The sequence below is a fragment of the Kitasatospora sp. Root107 genome, assembly GCF_001424875.1.
Taxonomy (GTDB): domain Bacteria; phylum Actinomycetota; class Actinomycetes; order Streptomycetales; family Streptomycetaceae; genus Kitasatospora.
In genome coordinates, this window is sequence record NZ_LMCT01000001.1 from 559,770 (window position 1) to 576,925 (window position 17,156).

19 protein-coding genes are annotated in these 17,156 nt (G+C 70.5%); 5 read left to right on the forward strand and 14 right to left on the reverse strand.

Features of this window, described 5'->3' with window-relative positions; genetic code table 11:
• The 10 genes from nuoH to ASC99_RS02500 all read right to left on the reverse strand — a co-directional run bounded on the left by nuoH (position 1) and on the right by ASC99_RS02500 (position 10,971).
• A complete protein-coding gene (nuoH, locus tag ASC99_RS02455; protein ID WP_057227579.1) occupies positions 1–1,329 on the reverse strand; it encodes an NADH-quinone oxidoreductase subunit NuoH in 1,329 nt (442 codons plus the stop codon).
• Entirely contained in the window at positions 1,326–3,764 is a 2,439-nt protein-coding gene (locus ASC99_RS02460) for an NADH-quinone oxidoreductase subunit G (RefSeq protein WP_057227582.1), read from the reverse strand. Before ASC99_RS02460 ends, nuoH begins: the two co-directional genes overlap by 4 nt.
• On the reverse strand, positions 3,761–5,116 hold the full coding sequence (gene nuoF, locus ASC99_RS02465) for an NADH-quinone oxidoreductase subunit NuoF (protein WP_057227584.1): 1,356 nt from the start codon (positions 5,114–5,116) through the stop codon (positions 3,761–3,763). The genes ASC99_RS02460 and nuoF overlap by 4 nt, the downstream gene beginning before the upstream one ends.
• Positions 5,116–5,856, reverse strand: a complete 741-nt coding sequence (gene nuoE / locus ASC99_RS02470; RefSeq protein ID WP_235502734.1) for an NADH-quinone oxidoreductase subunit NuoE — start codon at positions 5,854–5,856, stop codon at positions 5,116–5,118. Before nuoE ends, nuoF begins: the two co-directional genes overlap by 1 nt.
• The gene (locus tag ASC99_RS02475) at positions 5,853–7,175 is read right to left on the reverse strand and encodes an NADH-quinone oxidoreductase subunit D (RefSeq protein WP_057227586.1); all 1,323 of its coding nucleotides are present in this window, start codon (positions 7,173–7,175) and stop codon (positions 5,853–5,855) included. Before ASC99_RS02475 ends, nuoE begins: the two co-directional genes overlap by 4 nt.
• A complete protein-coding gene (locus ASC99_RS02480; protein WP_057227588.1) occupies positions 7,175–7,879 on the reverse strand; it encodes an NADH-quinone oxidoreductase subunit C in 705 nt (234 codons plus the stop codon). The genes ASC99_RS02475 and ASC99_RS02480 overlap by 1 nt, the downstream gene beginning before the upstream one ends.
• Positions 7,876–8,430: an NADH-quinone oxidoreductase subunit B family protein gene (locus tag ASC99_RS02485; protein ID WP_057227590.1), complete on the reverse strand. Its 555-nt coding sequence runs from the start codon at positions 8,428–8,430 to the stop codon at positions 7,876–7,878. Before ASC99_RS02485 ends, ASC99_RS02480 begins: the two co-directional genes overlap by 4 nt.
• A gap of 60 nt (positions 8,431–8,490) precedes the next feature.
• Positions 8,491–8,850 (reverse strand): NADH-quinone oxidoreductase subunit A, encoded by a 360-nt coding sequence (locus tag ASC99_RS02490; protein ID WP_057227592.1) that lies wholly within the window; start codon positions 8,848–8,850, stop codon positions 8,491–8,493.
• Positions 8,851–9,292: 442 nt separating this feature from the next.
• Complete coding sequence (locus tag ASC99_RS02495; RefSeq protein WP_057227595.1) at positions 9,293–9,934, reverse strand: response regulator transcription factor; 642 nt, start codon at positions 9,932–9,934, stop codon at positions 9,293–9,295.
• A complete protein-coding gene (locus tag ASC99_RS02500; RefSeq protein ID WP_057227597.1) occupies positions 9,931–10,971 on the reverse strand; it encodes a sensor histidine kinase in 1,041 nt (346 codons plus the stop codon). Before ASC99_RS02500 ends, ASC99_RS02495 begins: the two co-directional genes overlap by 4 nt.
• A 151-nt stretch (positions 10,972–11,122) precedes the next feature.
• Here ASC99_RS02500 and ASC99_RS02505 point away from each other — a divergent pair, with 151 nt between their 5' ends.
• A complete protein-coding gene (locus ASC99_RS02505) occupies positions 11,123–11,653 on the forward strand; it encodes a hypothetical protein (protein ID WP_057227598.1) in 531 nt (176 codons plus the stop codon).
• On the opposite strand, the gene ASC99_RS02510 is transcribed toward ASC99_RS02505, so the two are convergent.
• Positions 11,623–12,564 carry a DMT family transporter gene (locus ASC99_RS02510; RefSeq protein WP_057227600.1) on the reverse strand — a complete coding sequence of 314 codons (942 nt, stop codon included), beginning with the start codon at positions 12,562–12,564 and terminating at the stop codon, positions 11,623–11,625. The two genes, ASC99_RS02505 and ASC99_RS02510, sit on opposite strands and share 31 nt — an antisense overlap.
• Positions 12,565–12,739: 175 nt before the next feature.
• On the opposite strand from ASC99_RS02510, the gene ASC99_RS02515 reads away from it, so the two are divergent.
• The 4 genes from ASC99_RS02515 to ASC99_RS02530 are packed head-to-tail and all read left to right on the forward strand — an operon-like array spanning position 12,740 to position 14,548.
• Entirely contained in the window at positions 12,740–13,429 is a 690-nt protein-coding gene (locus tag ASC99_RS02515) for a peptidylprolyl isomerase (protein ID WP_200948260.1), read from the forward strand.
• Between the two features lie 60 nt (positions 13,430–13,489).
• Positions 13,490–13,825 carry a MazG-like family protein gene (locus ASC99_RS02520; protein WP_057227604.1) on the forward strand — a complete coding sequence of 112 codons (336 nt, stop codon included), beginning with the start codon at positions 13,490–13,492 and terminating at the stop codon, positions 13,823–13,825.
• Positions 13,826–13,847: 22 nt separating this feature from the next.
• Positions 13,848–14,141, forward strand: a complete 294-nt coding sequence (locus ASC99_RS02525; RefSeq protein ID WP_057227606.1) for a hypothetical protein — start codon at positions 13,848–13,850, stop codon at positions 14,139–14,141.
• 11 nt (positions 14,142–14,152) lie between these two features.
• The gene (locus ASC99_RS02530; protein WP_057227608.1) at positions 14,153–14,548 is read left to right on the forward strand and encodes a hypothetical protein; all 396 of its coding nucleotides are present in this window, start codon (positions 14,153–14,155) and stop codon (positions 14,546–14,548) included.
• A gap of 44 nt (positions 14,549–14,592) precedes the next feature.
• On the opposite strand, the gene ASC99_RS02535 is transcribed toward ASC99_RS02530, so the two are convergent.
• The 3 genes from ASC99_RS02535 to ASC99_RS02545 form a co-directional block, all read right to left on the reverse strand.
• Entirely contained in the window at positions 14,593–15,261 is a 669-nt protein-coding gene (locus tag ASC99_RS02535) for an NAD(P)-dependent oxidoreductase (protein ID WP_057227609.1), read from the reverse strand.
• Between the two features lie 22 nt (positions 15,262–15,283).
• Positions 15,284–16,189 carry an RNA polymerase sigma factor SigJ gene (gene sigJ / locus ASC99_RS02540; protein ID WP_057227610.1) on the reverse strand — a complete coding sequence of 302 codons (906 nt, stop codon included), beginning with the start codon at positions 16,187–16,189 and terminating at the stop codon, positions 15,284–15,286.
• A gap of 122 nt (positions 16,190–16,311) precedes the next feature.
• Positions 16,312–17,148: a transporter substrate-binding domain-containing protein gene (locus ASC99_RS02545; protein WP_057227611.1), complete on the reverse strand. Its 837-nt coding sequence runs from the start codon at positions 17,146–17,148 to the stop codon at positions 16,312–16,314.
• Positions 17,149–17,156 lie beyond the last annotated feature (8 nt).

The window sequence follows — 17,156 nt, forward strand, 5'->3', positions numbered from 1 at the left end:
TCAGCTCCCTTCCGACGAGGAGTGGTTGGCGCCGTTGAGGGCGTCCTGGAGTTTCGGGGCCCGGCTGGGCCGGCGCGGTACCGGCGGCAGGGTCTGGCCGGGCAGCGGCGGCACCGGGTAACCGTCCGCCATCGGGTCGAACTCGGCCTGCTCGCCGGCTGCGTCCGTCTCCTTCGGCTTGACCAGATCCCGGATCAGGAAGGCCAGCAGGATCACCACGATCGGCGCCCCGACGTACAGCACCAGCTGACCGAACGCGTAGCCCTCGTTCCGCAGGGCGCGGACGCTGGCCACCATCACCAGCCAGACCAGCGAGACCGGCAGCAGCACCTTCCAGCCCAGCTTCATGAACTGGTCGTACCTGAGCCGGGGCAGCGTGCCGCGCAGCCAGATGAAGAAGAACAGCAGCAGCTGGATCTTGATGGTGATCCAGAGCAGCGGCCACCAACCGTGGTTGGCGCCCTCCCAGAAGGTGGAGATCGGGTACGGGGCCCGCCAGCCGCCCAGGAACAGGGTGGCCGCCAGCGCCGAGACGGTGACCATGTTGACGTACTCGGCCAGCATGAACATCGCGAACTTCAGCGAGGAGTACTCGGTGTTGAAGCCGCCGACCAGCTCGCCCTCGGCCTCCGGGAGGTCGAACGGTGCCCGGTTGGTCTCGCCCACCATCGCGATGACGTAGATGATGAAGGAGACCGGCAGTAGCACCGCGAACCAGGTCGGCTGCTGGGAGGCGACGATCTCCGAGGTGGACATCGAGCCCGAGTAGATGAAGACCGCCGCGAAGGACAGGCCCATCGCGATCTCGTAGCTGATCATCTGGGCCGCCGAGCGCAGCCCGCCGAGCAGCGGGTAGGTCGAGCCGGAGGACCAACCGGCCAGCACGATCCCGTAGATGCCGACCGAGGCCACCGCCAGGATGTAGAGCAGGGCGATCGGCAGGTCGGTGAGCTGCATCGGGGTGCGGGTGCCGAAGATCGAGATCTCGTTGCCGGCCGGGCCGAGCGGGATCACCGCGAAAGCCATGAAGGCCGGGATCGCGGCGACGATCGGGGCCAGTACGTAGACCACCTTGTCGGCGTTGGTGACCACCAGGTCTTCCTTCAGCGCCAGCTTGATGCCGTCGGCCAGCGACTGCAGCATGCCCCAGGGGCCGTGCCGGTTCGGGCCGATCCGCAGCTGCATCCAGGCGACGACCTTGCGCTCCCAGACGATCGCGATCAGCACCGTGCCGACCAGGAAGGCGAAGACGAAGACCGCCTTGATCAGCACCAGCCACCACGGGTCGTGCCCGAAGAAGCTCAGGGTGTCGGAAGCAGCGAGTGTCATGACTCCTCCGCCGGGGCGATGGTCACCAGGTGGCCGGTGGTGGTGCCGAGGGTGCGGTAGGCGCCGCCCGGCGTGGAGTTGAGCGGCAGCCAGACCGTGCGGTCGGGCTGCTCGGGGTTCAGCTCCAGCGGCAGGGTGAGCGAACCGGCCGGTCCGGTGATCCGGAGCGCGGTGGTGGCGCCGATCTCGGCGGCGGTGGTGGGCGAGAGCCTGGCCACCGCCGGGTGCCGGGTGCCGGCCAGGTGCTCGTCGCCGATCTGCAGCGTGCCCTGGTCGAGCAGCAGCCGGTGGCCGCCGAGCACCGCCTGGCCGGCGGCCGGGCGGGGCAGCGGGACGGTGCCGGTGCTCGGCGCCACCGGGCGGTCACCCGTCCAGGGGGCGAACCGGTCCAGCTCCAGCCGGGCGGCGCGGACGTCGGGCAGGCCGATCGGCCGGTCCAGCGCGTCGCTGAGCATGCTCAGCACCCGGACGTCCGAGTGCAGGTGACGACCCATCAGCTGGTCGGGCTTGATCGCGGTCTCGAACATCCGGACCCGGCCCTCCCAGTCCAGGAAGGTGCCGGCCTTCTCCGCCACGGCGGCCACCGGCAGCACCACGTCGGCGCGTTCGGTCACCGCGGAAGGCCGGATCTCCAGCGAGACCACGAACCGGACCCGGGCCAGCGCCTCGTCGGCCAGCGCCGGGTCGGCCAGGTCGTCCAGCCCCAGGCCGCCGATCACCAGCGCGTCCAGGTCGCCGTGGGCGGCGGCGGCCAGGATCTGGTCGGTGTCCCGGCCACTCCTGGACGGGAGTTCGGCACCGCCCCAGATCGCGGCGGCCTCGCCCCGCGCCTCGGCGGCGGCGACCGGACGGCCGCCGGGCAGCAGGCCGGGCAGCGCACCCGCCTCGACGGCGCCGCGCTCACCGGCCCGGCGCGGCACCCAGGCCAGCTCGGCCCCGGTCGCGGCGGCCAGCCGCAGCGCGGCGGTCAGCCCGCCGGGCACGGTGGCCAGCCGTTCGCCGACCAGGATCACCGCGCCTGCCTGGCGCAGCAGTTGGCCCGCCCGCCCGGCGTCGTCGCCGAGCGCGGTGTCGTCGGCCAGGGCGGTCAGCCACTCGGCCTCGGTGCCGGGCGCGGCGGGCAGCAGCGCACCGTGCAGCTTGGTCAGGCCCCGGCTGCGGTGGCTCGCCACCGCGAAGACCTGGAGGCCGGTGGCCCGGTTGGCCTTGCGCAGCCGCAGGAAGACGATCGGCGACTCCTCCTCGGGCTCGAAGCCGACCAGCAGCGCGGCGGGTGCGGCCTCGAGGGCCTGGTAGGAGACGCCCGTTCCGTCCAGGTCGACGCCGCGACCGGCGACCGCGGCGGCCAGGAATTCGGCCTCCTCGCCGCTCAGCGGGCGGGCCCGGAAGTCCACGTCGTTGGTGCCGAGCGCGACCCGGGCGAACTTGCCGTAGCCGTACGCGTCCTCGACCGTCACCCGGCCACCGGCCAGCACCGCGGCCCTGGCTCCGGCCAGACCTGCGGCGGCGGCCGCCAGCGCCTCCGGCCAGGAGGTGGCGACCAGCTCACCGTCCTTGCGGACCAAGGGAGTCGACAGGCGGTCACGCTGCTGGCCGTAACGGAAGGCGAACCGGCCCTTGTCGCAGTTCCACTCCTCGTTCACCGCCGGGTCCTCGCCCGCCAGCCGGCGGAGCACCTTGCCGCGCCGGTGGTCGGTGCGCTGGGCGCAACCGGAGGAGCAGTGCTCGCACACGCTCGGCGAGGAGACCAGGTCGAACGGGCGGGAGCGGAACCGGTAGGCGGCCGAGGTGAGCGCGCCGACCGGGCAGATCTGGATGGTGTTGCCGGAGAAGTACGACTCGAAGTCGTCCCCCTCGCCGATGCCGACCTGCTGCAGCGCGCCGCGCTCCAGCAGCTCGATGAACGGGTCGCCGGCGATCTCCTGGGAGAAGCGGGTGCAGCGGGCACAGAGCACGCAGCGCTCCCGGTCGAGCAGTACCTGACTGCTGACCGGGACCGGCTTGGCGTAGGTCCGCTTCATACCGTCGAAGCGGGAGTCGGTGTCCCCGGTGGACATCGCCTGGTTCTGCAGCGGGCACTCGCCGCCCTTGTCGCAGACCGGGCAGTCCAGCGGGTGGTTGATCAACAGCAGCTCCATCACGCCGCGCTGGGCCTTCTCGGCCACCGGCGAGCTGAGCTGGGTGCGGACCACCATGCCCTCGGTGACCGGGATGGTGCAGGAGGCGACCGGCTTGCGCTGGCCCTCCACCTCCACGATGCACTGCCGGCAGGCCCCGGCCGGGGCGAGCAGCGGGTGGTCGCAGAACCGGGGGATCTGGGTGCCGATCTGCTCGGCGGCGCGGATCACCAGGGTGCCCTTGGGCACACTGACCTCGACCCCGTCGATGGTGAGCGTGACCAGGTCGGTGCTGGTCTGCGGCTCGGTCACGGTCATGCGTGCACCTCCCTCTCGGTGGTGGACTCGTGGGCGCGGCGGTCGGCCCAGACGGTGGAGGCCGCCGGGTCGAACGGGCAGCGCCGCTCGCTCAGGTGCTGCTCGTACTCGGCCCTGAAGTGCTCGAGCGAGGAGACGATCGGGCTGGCCGCACCGTCGCCGAGCGCGCAGAACGACTTGCCGTTGATGTTGTCGGCGATGTCGAGCAGCTTCTCCAGGTCGCCCGCGAGGCCCTGGCCGGACTCGATCCGCTTCAGCAACTGCACCAGCCAGTACGTGCCTTCGCGGCACGGGGTGCACTTGCCGCAGGACTCGTGGGCGTAGAACTCGGTCCACCGGGTGACCGCGCGGACCACGCAGGTGGTCTCGTCGAAGATCTGCAGCGCCTTGGTGCCGAGCATCGAGCCGGCCGCGCCGACGCCCTCGTAGTCCAGCGGGACGTCGAGGTGCTGGTCGGTGAACATCGGGGTGGAACTGCCGCCCGGGGTCCAGAACTTGAGCCGGTGCCCGGCCCGGACGCCGCCGCTGATGTCCAGCAGCTGACGGAGCGTGATGCCGAGCGGGGCCTCGTACTGGCCGGGGTTGGTGACGTGGCCGGAGAGCGAGTAGAGCGTGAAGCCGGGCGACTTCTCGGTGCCCAGCGACTTGAACCACTCGTTGCCCCGGGCCAGGATCGGCGGCACCGAGGCGATCGACTCGACGTTGTTGACCACCGTCGGGCAGGCGTACAGACCGGCGATCGCGGGGAACGGCGGCCGAAGTCGCGGCTGGCCGCGACGGCCCTCCAGCGAGTCCAGCAGCGCGGTCTCCTCGCCGCAGATGTACGCCCCGGCGCCCGCGTGCACGGTGATGTCCAGGTCGATACCGGAGCCGAGGATGTTCTTGCCGAGGTACCCGGCCTCGTACGCCTCGGCCACCGCCGCGTGCAACCGCCGCAGCACCGGGACGACTTCACCGCGCAGGTAGATGAAGGCGTGGTCGCAGCGGATCGCGTACGAGGCGATGATCATGCCCTCGATCAGCGAGTGCGGGTTGGCGAACAGCAGCGGGATGTCCTTGCAGGTGCCCGGCTCGGACTCGTCGGCGTTCACCACCAGGTAGTGCGGCTTGCCGTCGTTCTGCGGGATGAACTGCCACTTCATGCCGGTCGGGAAGCCGGCCCCGCCACGGCCGCGCAGGCCGGAGTCCTTGACCAGCGCGATCAGGTCGTCCGGCGCCATCGCCAGCGCGTTGCGCAGGCCCCGGTAGCCGTCGTGGCGGAGGTAGGTGTCGAGCGTCCAGGGGCGGGTGTCGTCCCAGGAGGCGGACAGCACGGGCGAGAGCAACTTCTCGGCCGGCTCTACGGAGGTCATCACGCTTCCGTCCCTTCGTGCCGGGGGGCCACGACCTTGGCGCCCGGGGTGCCGGGCAGTGCCTCGCCCTTGGCCAGCCGGAGCCCGGCCAGCGAGGGCGCGCCGCCCGCGCCGGAGGCGTCCACCGCGCCGGGGCGCTCGTCCGGGAAGCCGGCCAGGATCCGCGAGGTCTCCTTGAACGAGCAGAGCCGGGCGCCCCGGGTCGGCCGCGGGTCGTGCCCGGCCCGCAGGTCGTCGACCAACTGCCGTGCGCTGTCCGGGGTCTGGTTGTCGAAGAACTCCCAGTTGACCATCACCACGGGGGCGTAGTCGCAGGCCGCGTTGCACTCGATGTGCTCGATCGAGATCTCGCCGTCGGCGGTGGTCTCGTTGTTCTCGACACCCAGGTGCTGCTTGAGCTCGTCGAAGATCTGGTCACCGCCGAGCACCGCGCAGAGCGTGTTGGTGCAGACGCCGACGTGGTACTTCCCGGCCGGGCGCCGCCGGTACATGGTGTAGAAGGTGGCCACCGCGGTCACCTCGGCCGTGGTCAGCTCCAGCTGCTCGGCGCAGAACCGGATACCGGTCGGCGTGACGCAGCCCTCCTCGGCCTGCACCAGGTGCAGCAGCGGCAGCAGGGCGGACCGGGCCACGGGGTAGCGGCCGATCAACTCCTTGGCGTCCGCCACCAGTCGGGCGTGCACCTCGGCCGGGTACGGCTTCGCCGGAAGTGCCGGCATCCCCAGTTGGACGTCACTCACCGGTCCACGCCTCCCATCACCGGGTCGATCCCGGCCACCGCGACGATCACGTCGGCGATCTGGCCGCCCTCGCACATCGCCGCCATCGACTGCAGGTTGGTGAACGAGGGATCGCGGAAGTGCACCCGGTAGGGCCGGGTACCGCCGTCGCTCACCACGTGCACCCCGAGCTCGCCCTTGGGCGACTCGACCGCCGTGTACGCCTGGCCGACCGGGACCCGGAAGCCCTCGGTGACCAGCTTGAAGTGGTGGATCAGGGCCTCCATCGAGGTGCCCATGATCTTCCGGATGTGGTCCAGCGAGTTGCCCATGCCGTCGGGGCCGACGGAGAGTTGGGCGGGCCAGGCGATCTTCTTGTCCGCCACCATCACCGGCCCCGGCTTCAGCCGGTCCAGGCACTGCTCGACGATCCGCAGCGACTGGTGCATCTCCTCCAGGCGGATCAGGAACCGCCCGTAGGAGTCCGCGCTGTCGGCGGTCGCCACGTCGAACTCGTAGTCCTCGTACCCGCAGTACGGGTCGGTCTTGCGCAGGTCGTGCGGCAGGCCGGTGGCCCGCAGGATCGGACCGGTGGCACCGAGCGCCAGACAGCCGGCCAGGTCCAGGAAGCCGACGTCGACCAGCCGGGCCTTGAAGATCGGGTTGCCGGTGGCCAGCTTGTCGTACTCGTGCATCCGGGAGCGGAGCAGCTTGACCGCCTCCCGGACCTGGTCGACCGCACCGGGCGGCAGGTCCTGGGCCAGTCCGCCGGGGCGGACGTAGGCGTGGTTCATCCGCAGGCCGGTGACCAACTCGAAGACGTCCAGGATGAGTTCGCGGTCCCGGAAGCCGTAGATCATCAGCGTCGTGGAGCCGATCTCCATCCCGCCGGTGGCCAGGCAGACCAGGTGCGAGGAGATCCGGTTGAGCTCCATCATCAGCACCCGGATCACGCTGGCCCGGTCCGGGATCTGGTCGGTGATCCCGAGCAGCTTCTCGACCGCGAGGCAGTACGCGGTCTCGTTGAACATCGGGGTCAGGTAGTCCATCCGCGTGACGAACGTGGTGCCCTGGACCCAGTTGCGGTACTCCATGTTCTTCTCGATGCCGGTGTGCAGGTAGCCGATCCCGCACCTGGCCTCGGTCACGGTCTCGCCGTCGATCTCCAGGATCAGGCGCAACACCCCGTGGGTGGAGGGGTGTTGCGGACCCATGTTGACGATGATCCGCTCGTCGTCGGCCCGGCCGACGGCCTCCACCACCTCGCCCCAGTCGCCACCGGTGACGGTGAAGACGCGGCCCTCGGTGGTGTCCCTCGCCTCTTCGTATTGAGTGGTCATCAGCTGTACGACCTCCGCTGGTCGGGCGCCGGGATCTGGGCACCCTTGTACTCGACGGGGATGCCACCGAGCGGGTAGTCCTTGCGCTGCGGGTGGCCGGTCCAGTCGTCCGGCATCATGATCCGGGTGAGCGCCGGGTGTCCCTCGAAGACCAGGCCGAAGAAGTCGTAGGTCTCGCGCTCGTGCCAGTCGTTGGTCGGGTAGACGCTGACCAGCGACGGGATCCGCGGGTCGGCGTCCGGTGCGGTGACCTCCACCCGGAGCAGCCGGCCGTGGGTGATCGAGCGCAGCGGGTAGACCGCGTGCAGCTCGCGCCCGGGCTCGCTCGGGTAGTGCACCCCGTTGACGCCCAGGCAGAGTTCGTACCGGAGCGCCGGGTCGTCGCGCAGGATCCGGGCCGCCCTGAGCAGGTGCTCGCGGGCGATCTGGAAGGTGAGCTCGCCGCGGTCCACCACGGTCTTCTCGATCACCTCGGCCGGGTCGAGCCCCTGCTCCTCCAGCGCACCCTCGAACTCGTCCGCGACCTCGTCGAAGCCGTGGCCGTACGGTCGGCTGCTGGCGGGCGGCAGCGCGATCGGGGCGGCCAGGCCGCCGAAGCCGGAGGTGTCGCCACTGCCCTGGGCACCGAACATGCCCTGGCGCTTGCCGACCACCTCGACGGGGATTTCTCTCCGGGTCGCGGGGACGGGTGTCTGCTCGGTCATCGCAGCAGCCCCCCCATCTCGCTGGTCGGGGTGGCGCCCAGGGCCAGCTCCTCGGCCAACTCCTCGGCCCGGAGCCGGTTCGCGCCCAGCGGCTCGTTCCGGATCTTCTCGTGCAGCTTGAGGATCGCGTCCATCAGCATCTCCGGCCGCGGCGGACAGCCGGGCAGGTAGATGTCGACCGGGACGATGTGGTCCACGCCCTGCACGATCGCGTAGTTGTTGAACATCCCGCCCGAGGAGGCGCAGACGCCCATCGAGATGACCCACTTCGGGTTGGCCATCTGGTCGTACACCTGGCGCAGCACCGGTGCCATCTTCTGACTCACCCGGCCTGCCACGATCATCAGATCGGCCTGCCGGGGCGAACCCCGGAAGACCTCCATGCCGAACCGGGCCAGGTCGTAGCGGCCCGCCCCGGTGGTCATCATCTCGATCGCGCAGCAGGCCAGCCCGAAGGTGGCGGGGAACAGCGACGATTTGCGCACCCACCCCGCCGCCGTCTCGACGCTGGTGAGCAGAAAGCCGCTCGGCAGCTTCTCCTCGATTCCCATCAGATCCCTCTCTGCCTTCTCCAAGTCCGGTGGTTTGCCCTTGTGTTCACAAGGGGCTGCTCAGTCCCACTCCAGACCGCCGCGACGCCAGACGTAGGCGTAGGCGACGAAGACGGTGGCGATGAACAGGAGCATCTCGACCAACCCGAAGATCCCCAGGGAGTCGAAGCTGACCGCCCAGGGGTAGAGGAAGACGATCTCGATGTCGAAGACGATGAAGAGCATCGCCGTGAGGTAGTACTTGATCGGGAACCGGCCGCCGCCCATGGGCTGCGGGGTCGGTTCGATACCGCACTCGTACGCCTCCAACTTGGCCCGGTTGTACCGCTTCGGGCCGGTCAGTGAGGCCATCACGACGGAGCCGACCGCGAACGCCGCCGCGATGGCACCGAGTACGAGGATCGGCGCGTAGGCATTCATGGGCCCCCGCTCCCTCCGTCCGGTCGTCCTTGACTGCAGATCGGAACTGCCGGGTCACGCTGTGGTCGACCCGTGATCCAACTCGTGAGATCACCTCATGTGAGGCAGTTCACAAGGGCTGGAACGAGCGCATCCTATGCCCGTCGGCTTGTGACGTGCGACACGCAGTTCTGGATGATCTTTGTGATCTACGCCACCTCGCAAAGCGCCACCAAGGCACCTGAGTCGCCTTCAATCAACACAGTGCAGGCAAGTGCTCACAAACCGTCGCAATCGCCTGTGAAGTGACTGGTCAGAGCGCTTCGCCTATATCAATCAGAGCGCATGCCGAGCAAATTTCAAGGAGCGAGGTTGACGTGATAGTGCGCCTCACTCGACCGGGTGGCGCTCCCCGAACGCGCGCTTGACCTTTCGTTCACAAGCGCACGAGTGCCCGGTCCGACTACCGCCGTTCGCCCCAGACCCGGGCCGCGATGCCGACCCGGTTCCGGACGCCGAGCTTGCGCTGGATGTTGGCCAGGTGGTTCTTGACCGTGCCCGCCGAGATGAACAGCCGCTCGGCGATCTCGGCGTTGGTCGACCCGTCCGCCACCAGCTCGGCGAGCTCGCGCTCCCGCGCGGTGAGGGGCACCTCCCCCGAGCCGGGCACCGGTTCGGGAGTGGGCAGCGCGCGCAGCAGGCGGACCGTCAGCTGCGGGCTGATCAGGGTGTCCCCCGCCATCGCCGCCCGGACCGCCTCCACCAGCAGCGCCGGGCTGGACCGCTTGAGCAGGAAGCCGGTGGCCCCGTTCCGGAGAGCAGTGTGCACGTACTCGTCCAGGTCGAAGGTGGTCACCACGACCACCTTCAAGGGGTCGGCCACCTCGGGGCCGGCCAGCCGCCTGGTCAGCTCCAGACCGTCCAGCTTCGGCATCCGGATGTCCGCCAGCACCACGTCCGGCCGGAGCAGCCGGGCCTGTTCGAGCGCCGACGCCCCGTCGGCCGTCTCCGCCACCACGGTCAGATCGGGCTGGGCGTCCAGGATGATCCGGTACGCGCTGCGGATGTCGTCGTGGTCGTCGGCCAGCAGGATCCTGACGCTCATGACTGCCCCTCGGCTTCGTCCGCCGGCAGCGTCACGGTGACCTGCCAGCCCTGCTCGGTGCGGCCCGCGTGCAGCGTGCCGTCCAGTGCCTCGACCCTGGCCGCCAGTGCGGTCAGCCCGTGGCCGCCCCGCCGACGTGCCTGGTGCTCGACCGCGCCGCCGTCGTCGGCGACCGTCAACACCAGCTGATTTCCCTCGATGTGACGCAGTGTCACCAGAATGACCCGAGCCCCAGGGGCGTGCCGCCGGACGTTGGTCAGCGCCTCGACCACGATCCGGTGCACGGTGGCCCCGACCTCCCGGCCGACCGGTCGCTCCGGCAGGTCGAGCCGGACCTCTGCCGCCCCGGTGGCGGTGAACCGCTCGGCCAGCGCCGGGAGTTCGGCCAGCCCCGGCTGCGGGGCCCGGCGGGCCGCCTCCTCGGTGCGGAGCAGCTGGACGGTCCGGTCCAGCGAGGCGAGCGCCTGCTGACCGGACTGCTCGATCCGCCGGAACACCTCGGCCTGCTCCGGGTGCCCGGCTGCCAGGAAGCCACCCGCCTGGGCCAGCGCCACCATCCCGCTCACGTCGTGGGCCACGAAGTCGTGCAGGTCGTGCGCGAGTTCGAGCTGCTCGGCCCGGCGGGCGGCCGCCACCTCACGGTGCCGGAGCCCGTCCAGCGACCAGAGGTAGCCGCCGACCAGCGCCGCTCCCAGCGCCCCGACCGCACCGAACCCGAGCAGCCCGACCTGCTGCCAGCCCTCGACCGGGGCCGCGTACCGGAGCGGCCAGCAGAGCAGCGCCACCGCCAGCCCCGCAGTGGCCACCCGGCCCCGGCCGGTACGCACCGTCACCGTCACCAGGGCCAGCAGCCCGACCAGTTCGACCACTCCGATCGCTCCGGCCGGACCGCCCTCACCGAAACCGCCCCGCGCCGCCCCGAAGGCCGTCAGCCCGAGCGACACCGCCCCCGCCACCACCGTCGGCCGTGGCCGCCTCGTCCACAGCGCGGCCGCGACCGCGAGCACCGGAACGGCGCTCCCCCACTCCTCGATCATCCGTTCAGCCTAGGCACCGACGCCCGATGCCGCCTGTGCCGAACGGCACATGACGGGGCGTCGGAGCGGCCACAGACCTCCCGATCGGCATCTGCCGCCGGTACCGGCCCCGCCGCGAGGCTGGAGGCACACCGAACGAGAGGAACCTCCGATGACCACCGTCACCACCCTTGCCGCTCCCTGGGCAGTCCGCACCGCCAAGCTTGCGGCCCTGAGCACCGTCCCGTCCGGCCTCTGGCGGATCGCCCTGGGCGTCGGCATCCCGGTCGGCTTCTCCGGCGCGATGGAACAGCAGATGACCGCCCACATGCCGGGCTGGGGAACCGTCTACGTGATCGCCCTGAGCGCCCTCGCCGAGGCCCTCGCCTTCCTCACCCTCGGCCTGGTCCGCCCCTGGGGCCGGCTGGCCCCCCGTTGGCTCCCCCTGATCGGCGGTCGCCGGATCCCCCCGCTCGCCGCAGTCCTCCCGGCCGCCGTGGGCGCGATCGCGGTCACCGCACTCACCCTCACAGCCGGCCTCGGCGGCTGGTACAGCCCCGAAGCGATGGGCGACCCGGAGGCACCGCACGGCCTGGCCGGCCTGGTGATGACCCTCTGCTACGCGCCCCTGCTGCTCTGGGGCCCGCTGCTGGCGGTCGTCACGGTGGACTACTACCGCCGTTCCAGGGCCGGTTCGCGCTGACCCGTCGTCACCGGGACCGGCTCGGGAGCCGGGGCCGCGGTGCGGCGGCCCCACTCGGTGCCGAGCAGCACCAGGAGTGCACCGAACAGGGCGAGCGGACCGAGGTGGTCACCGGCCAGGGTGATGCCGAAGACGGCGGCCCAGAGCGGTTCGGTGCCCAGCAGCAGGGAGACCCGGGACGGGGAGGTGGCCCGGACAGCCCAGGTCTGCACCAGGAAGGCGAACAGGGTGCAGAGCAGCGAGAGGTGCAGCAGCAGTGCCCAGTCGGCGGCGCCGTAGGAGGCGGCCAGGCTGACCGGGGAGGGGCCGACGAACGGCGCAACCAGGGCGAACACCAGGGTGGCGGTGGCCAGTTGGACCCAGGTCAGGGCGCTGGAGTCGGTGCCCCTGATACTGCGGAGCCGGGACATGGTGAGCACGTTGACGGTACGGACCACGGCCGCGCCCAGCACCAGCAGGTCACCGAGGCCGGGCACCCGGAAGCCGCCGCCACCGGTCAGCAGCGCGACGCCGAGCACCGAGAGCCCGGCCGCCGCGACGAACACCCGGGGCAGCGCGGTCCGGCTCAGCGCACTCTCCGCGAGCGGGGTGAACACCATGGTGAGGCTGATGATCAACCCGGCGTTGGTGGCCGAGGTGTGCACCGCCCCGTACGTCTCCAGCAGGAAGATCGCCCCGAGCACCAGCCCGAGCACCGCACCGCCGAGCCACTCCCGGACCGTCAGCTTCACCAGCGCCCGCCAGGTGAAGAGCGCCAGCAGCGGGAGCACCAGACCGAACCGGAGCACCAGCATGGCCACCACACTGTCCGGCGTGGCCACGTTCTTGACCGCCAGGAAGCTGGATCCCCAGACCACGGCGACCCCGAGCACCGGCAGGTCGCGGACGGTCTGAGCAGCGGACGTACGCATGAGGGTGCTCCTCCGAAGGCAGGGCAGGCCGGACCCGTACGCCGTCGGACGGAGAACAACCACCGGTGGGTGGCGGCGGGCCATCGTCGCTCACCCGGGCCCCTGTGATCAACACCTTTCCGGCGACCTGACACGGTGCATATTGACCGGGCGGCTGGGCATGGATGATTGGTCCATGTCAATCTATCCTTCGGAGGCACCCCAAGTGCTGCGCAAACACTGGGCGTTACTGACCGCCGCCACCACTGTGCCGCTTCTGCTGACCACCTCGATCGGCGTCGCCGACGCCGCCCCCGTGGCGACGGTGACCTGCGCCTACACGCCGGCCGTGCCCGCCGACAACTTCAAGGGCATCCCGGTCTTCGACGCGAAGAAGGCCGCCCAGCCGTACAGCGCGACCTTGAGGACCACCCAGGGGGCCATCACCTTCAAGGCGTTGACCGGCCAGGCGCCGTGCACCACCTTCTCGTTCCGCTTCCTGGCCGAGCACGACTACTTCGACAAGAGCCACTGTCACCGCCTCACCACCGAGCGGATCTTCGTCCTCCAGTGCGGCGACCCGACCGGCACCGGCAGCGGCGGCCCCGGCTACTCCTTCCCGGACGAGAACCTCACCGGCGCCACCTACCCGGCCGGCACCGTGGCGATGGCCAACGCTGGGCCGAACACCAACGGCAGCCAGTTCTTCTTCGTCTGGAAGGACACCAAGCTCTCCCCCGCCTACACCCCGTTCGGCCAGGTCACCGCCGGTCTGGACGTGCTCCAGAAGATCGCCGCGGCAGGCTCGGACTCCCAGAACAACCCCGGTGACGGCTACCCGAACCTCGTCCCCACCTTCAAGAGCGTCAAGATCAGCAAGCGCTGACCGCCGCTCCCGTACGGTGGTGCCCGCCGACCGCCCCCACCACCGCACGGGAGCACCGCCATGGACGCCACCACCTGGGACACCCTCGACCGCCTGGTCGCCTGGCTCGACAGCGAGAGCCAACTCTCCGAGAGCGACGAGAGGTTGCTCCGCATCCTCAAGGTCACCGAAGAAGCGGGCGAGGTCGCCCAGGCCGTCCTCGGCGCCACCGGCCAGAACCCCCGCAAGGGCACCACCCACACCTGGACCGACGTCCAGCACGAACTCTGCGACGTGGTCTTCGCCGCCATGGTCGCCCTCCGCACCCTCACCCCGGACGCCCGCACGGTCTTCGCGGAGCGGATGGCCTACGTCGACCAGCGCTCCCAGCAGCACGCCGGCTCAGGACAGCCGTAATACGGCGTGTTACGCTTCTGCCATGGCTAAGCAGCGTTTCTCGATCTCCCTCGACGAAGAGCACGCCGCCGAGATCCGGACCACCGCAGCCCTGCTGGGCGAGGACGTGTCCGCTTTCATGACCAAGGCTGCTCTGGAGGCGGTCCGGCGCGAGCAGCGCAAACTCGAGGTGTTCCGCGAGATAGACAGTCAGATCGCAGCCGTCGAGGCCGGCACAGCCGGCACCGACGAGGCAATGGCAGGCATCGCAACGGATCCGCAGGTGGACGCCGTCTGGGACGACTTCTTCCGGACGCCCGGGCAGGGCGCCGCGTGATTCCAGCTGTCGTGTACGACACCGGCATGCTGATCGGCCTGGCCAACCGTGATCCGCTGGCTCTCCAGCACCACGCCCGGATTCTCCGGGGGGTGATCCCCTTGGTTCCGGGCCCGGTGGTCGCTCAGGTCTGGCGTGCCGGTGCGGCGGTCCAGTTCGGCTTGAACCGACACCTGCAGGACTGTCAGGTAATCACCGAGTACAGCCTCCTGGACTACAAGCGCATCGGCATCATGCTCGGAACGGTGACGCTCCCGCCGAAAAAGCGACCCGATGTGGTGGATGCCCTCGTCGTCCTCACGGCTGCTGGGCGCGGGCGTGCAGCCATCGTGACCTCCGACGGAAACGACATCTCCGCCTATGCCGCCACACTGCCCAAGGCGGTGATCGACGTCATCCGGGTGTGAGCCCCGGCCGCTCCGAGCCTCTGCCAAGCTCCTTGATCCGTCCGCTACTTGGCCACGCCCAGGGTGTGGCCGATGGTGTCCGGGCGGGTAAGGGTGGCGAGCATGCAGTGGGCCACGTCCGCGCGGGAGGCGGTGCTGCCGCCGGGGAGGTTGCGGTCGAGGGCGGTGCGGTAGCCGGCGGTCAGCGGGCCGTTGGTGAGGCGGGGCGGGCGGACCGAGGTCCAGTCGAGGGGGGCGGCCCGCAGGACGTCCTCCATCCGGGCCAGGTCGGCGTAGTGCTCGCGGAGGAAGATCCGGGTGAGCGGGGCGCCGACGTGGCGCATCAGGAAGGTGTCGCCCGGGTCGTGCTTCGGCGGGTTGGGGCGGGCCGGTGAGGCGACGGTGCCGATCGGGGCCGCGCTGAGGGTGACGATCCGTCGGACGGCCGTCGCGCGCATCGCGGCGACGACCGCCTCGGTGCCGCGCCAGGCCACCCCTGGCTCCGAACTGGACGTGGCGCCAAGGGCGGAGAGCACCGCGTCGGCCCCCTCGACGGCGGCGGCGAGCGCCTCGGGGTCGGGGTGCGAGAGGTCGGCGGTGACCGTCCGCACCGACGGCTCCGTCAGCTTGGCGGGGTTGCGGACCACGGCGGTGACCTGGTGGCCGGCCGCCAGGGCCTGGGTGAGCAGGTGGCGGCCAGTGGCGCCGGTCGCGGCCAGGATGGTGAGCTTCATCGTGGGCTCCCTTGAATGAGTGTCAGCTGAGGTGGGCGAGCTTCTCGGGGTTGGTGACGAAGTAGATCCCGGTCACCAGGTCGCTGTCGGGGGCGAGTTCGAGGACCAGCACGGCGAACGGACGGTCCCCGGCGTACAGCAGTGCGGAGGGGTCCCCGTTGACCTGGCCGAACTCGACCCGGAGCTGCGCGGCATTGCGCGAGCCGCCCCGCAGCAGCACGGTCGCGACTCGGTCCCGGCCGTGCACCGGCAGGCGCCCGGCAGCCGTCGCCTTGCCGCCGCCGTCCGCCCACATCACCACGTCCGGGGCGAGCACCTGCAGCAGGTCGCCGAGGTCGCCACCGCCCACCGCCGCCGCGAACCGCTCGGTCACCCGGCGGCGCACCATCGGATCGGCCTGGAAGCGCGGACGCCTGGCCTGGACGTGTTCCCGCGCGCGGTGGGCGAGTTGACGGACGGCGGCCGGGCTGCGGCCGAGGATCGCGGCGGTCTCGGTGTGCTGGTAGCCGAACACCTCGTGCAGCACGAAGACCGCCCGCTCCACCGGCGTGAGCGTCTCCAGCACGACCAGCAGGGCCATCGACACCGCCTCGCCCCGCTCGGCATCGACCGGTTCGGCATCCGTGGTGAGCAGCGGCTCGGGCAGCCAGGGCCCGACGTACGTCTCCCGCCGCCGCCGGACCGCGTCCTGCCGGGCCAGCGCCTTGTTCACCGCGATCCGCACCAGGTACGCCCGGGGGCTCTCGATCGGTTCGCCGGCACCCGCCCCGGCCCGGGCCACCCAGGCCAGCCAGGTCTCCTGCAGCACGTCCTCGGTGTCGGCGACCAGCCCGAGCATGCTGTAGACCATCGAGAACAGCAGCTCCCGGTGGGCCACGAACACCTCGGTGGCGGCATCCTCAGCGGGAACGGGATCGGGATCGGACATCAGCAGCCTCCTTCGCGTCACACCCCTGAGAGTGCAACGAGCCGGGAAGTGTGACAGCCGACCCGCCCGGCGTGGCACAGCTCACACCGGGCGGGTCTCGCCGAGTCATCGGTCCGTCGGGCTCATTTGATCTTGTCGACGCAGGAGAAGCGCCCGATGTCCATCGGATCCGGACGGAAGTCCTCCGGCCGGGCGATTCCGGGCATCGCGGTCTGCAGGTCCCGCACCCAGTCGCTGCTGACCACGTAGTGCTTCAGGAAGTCCCGGATCCGCCCGCAGTCCTCACGTCGGTCCTTGCGGATCCCCACCCCGTAGTAGTTCTTGGAGCCGATGGTGACCTCCGGGACGACCTTGACTCCGGGGTGGACCTGGGCCAGCCCGTAGAGCAGGAGTTGGTCCGTCGAGACGGCGAACACCCGATTCTCCATCAGCTCCTTGCGGCACTCCTCCACATCCGCCTTCTCCACCGGAATCAGGCCCAGGTTCTTCGACTGGCCGTTGAGTTCGTCCATCGAGGTGGTCCCTCCCCAACTGCAGACCACCTTGCCCCTGAGGTCCTCCAGCCCGTTGAGGGTGCTCTCCGCCCGGATCATGAAGCCCTGGTAGGTGACCGCGTACGGACCGGCGAAGTCGACCAGATCCGTCCTCGCCTGGGTGATCGAGTAGGTGGCGACCACCAGGTCGGCGGCGTGCTCCTGGAGTACCCGCTCCCGCTGGTCCGAGGACACGTCACTGAAGTGGGTCGTCGACCCGAGGGCCTTGGTGGCCTGGTTGGCCACTTGGACGTCGAAACCCTCCCAGGTGTGGTTGAGGGTCTGCACGCTGGTGCCCGGCTGATTGTTCTTGGTCCCTACCTGGATGACCTTCTGATCGAACATCGACTGCTCGGTGGAGCACCCGCTCAGTGGCACGAGCACGGTCAGCACACCGGCAAGGAGCAGCTTGCCTCTCCCCTGCACCGCATCTC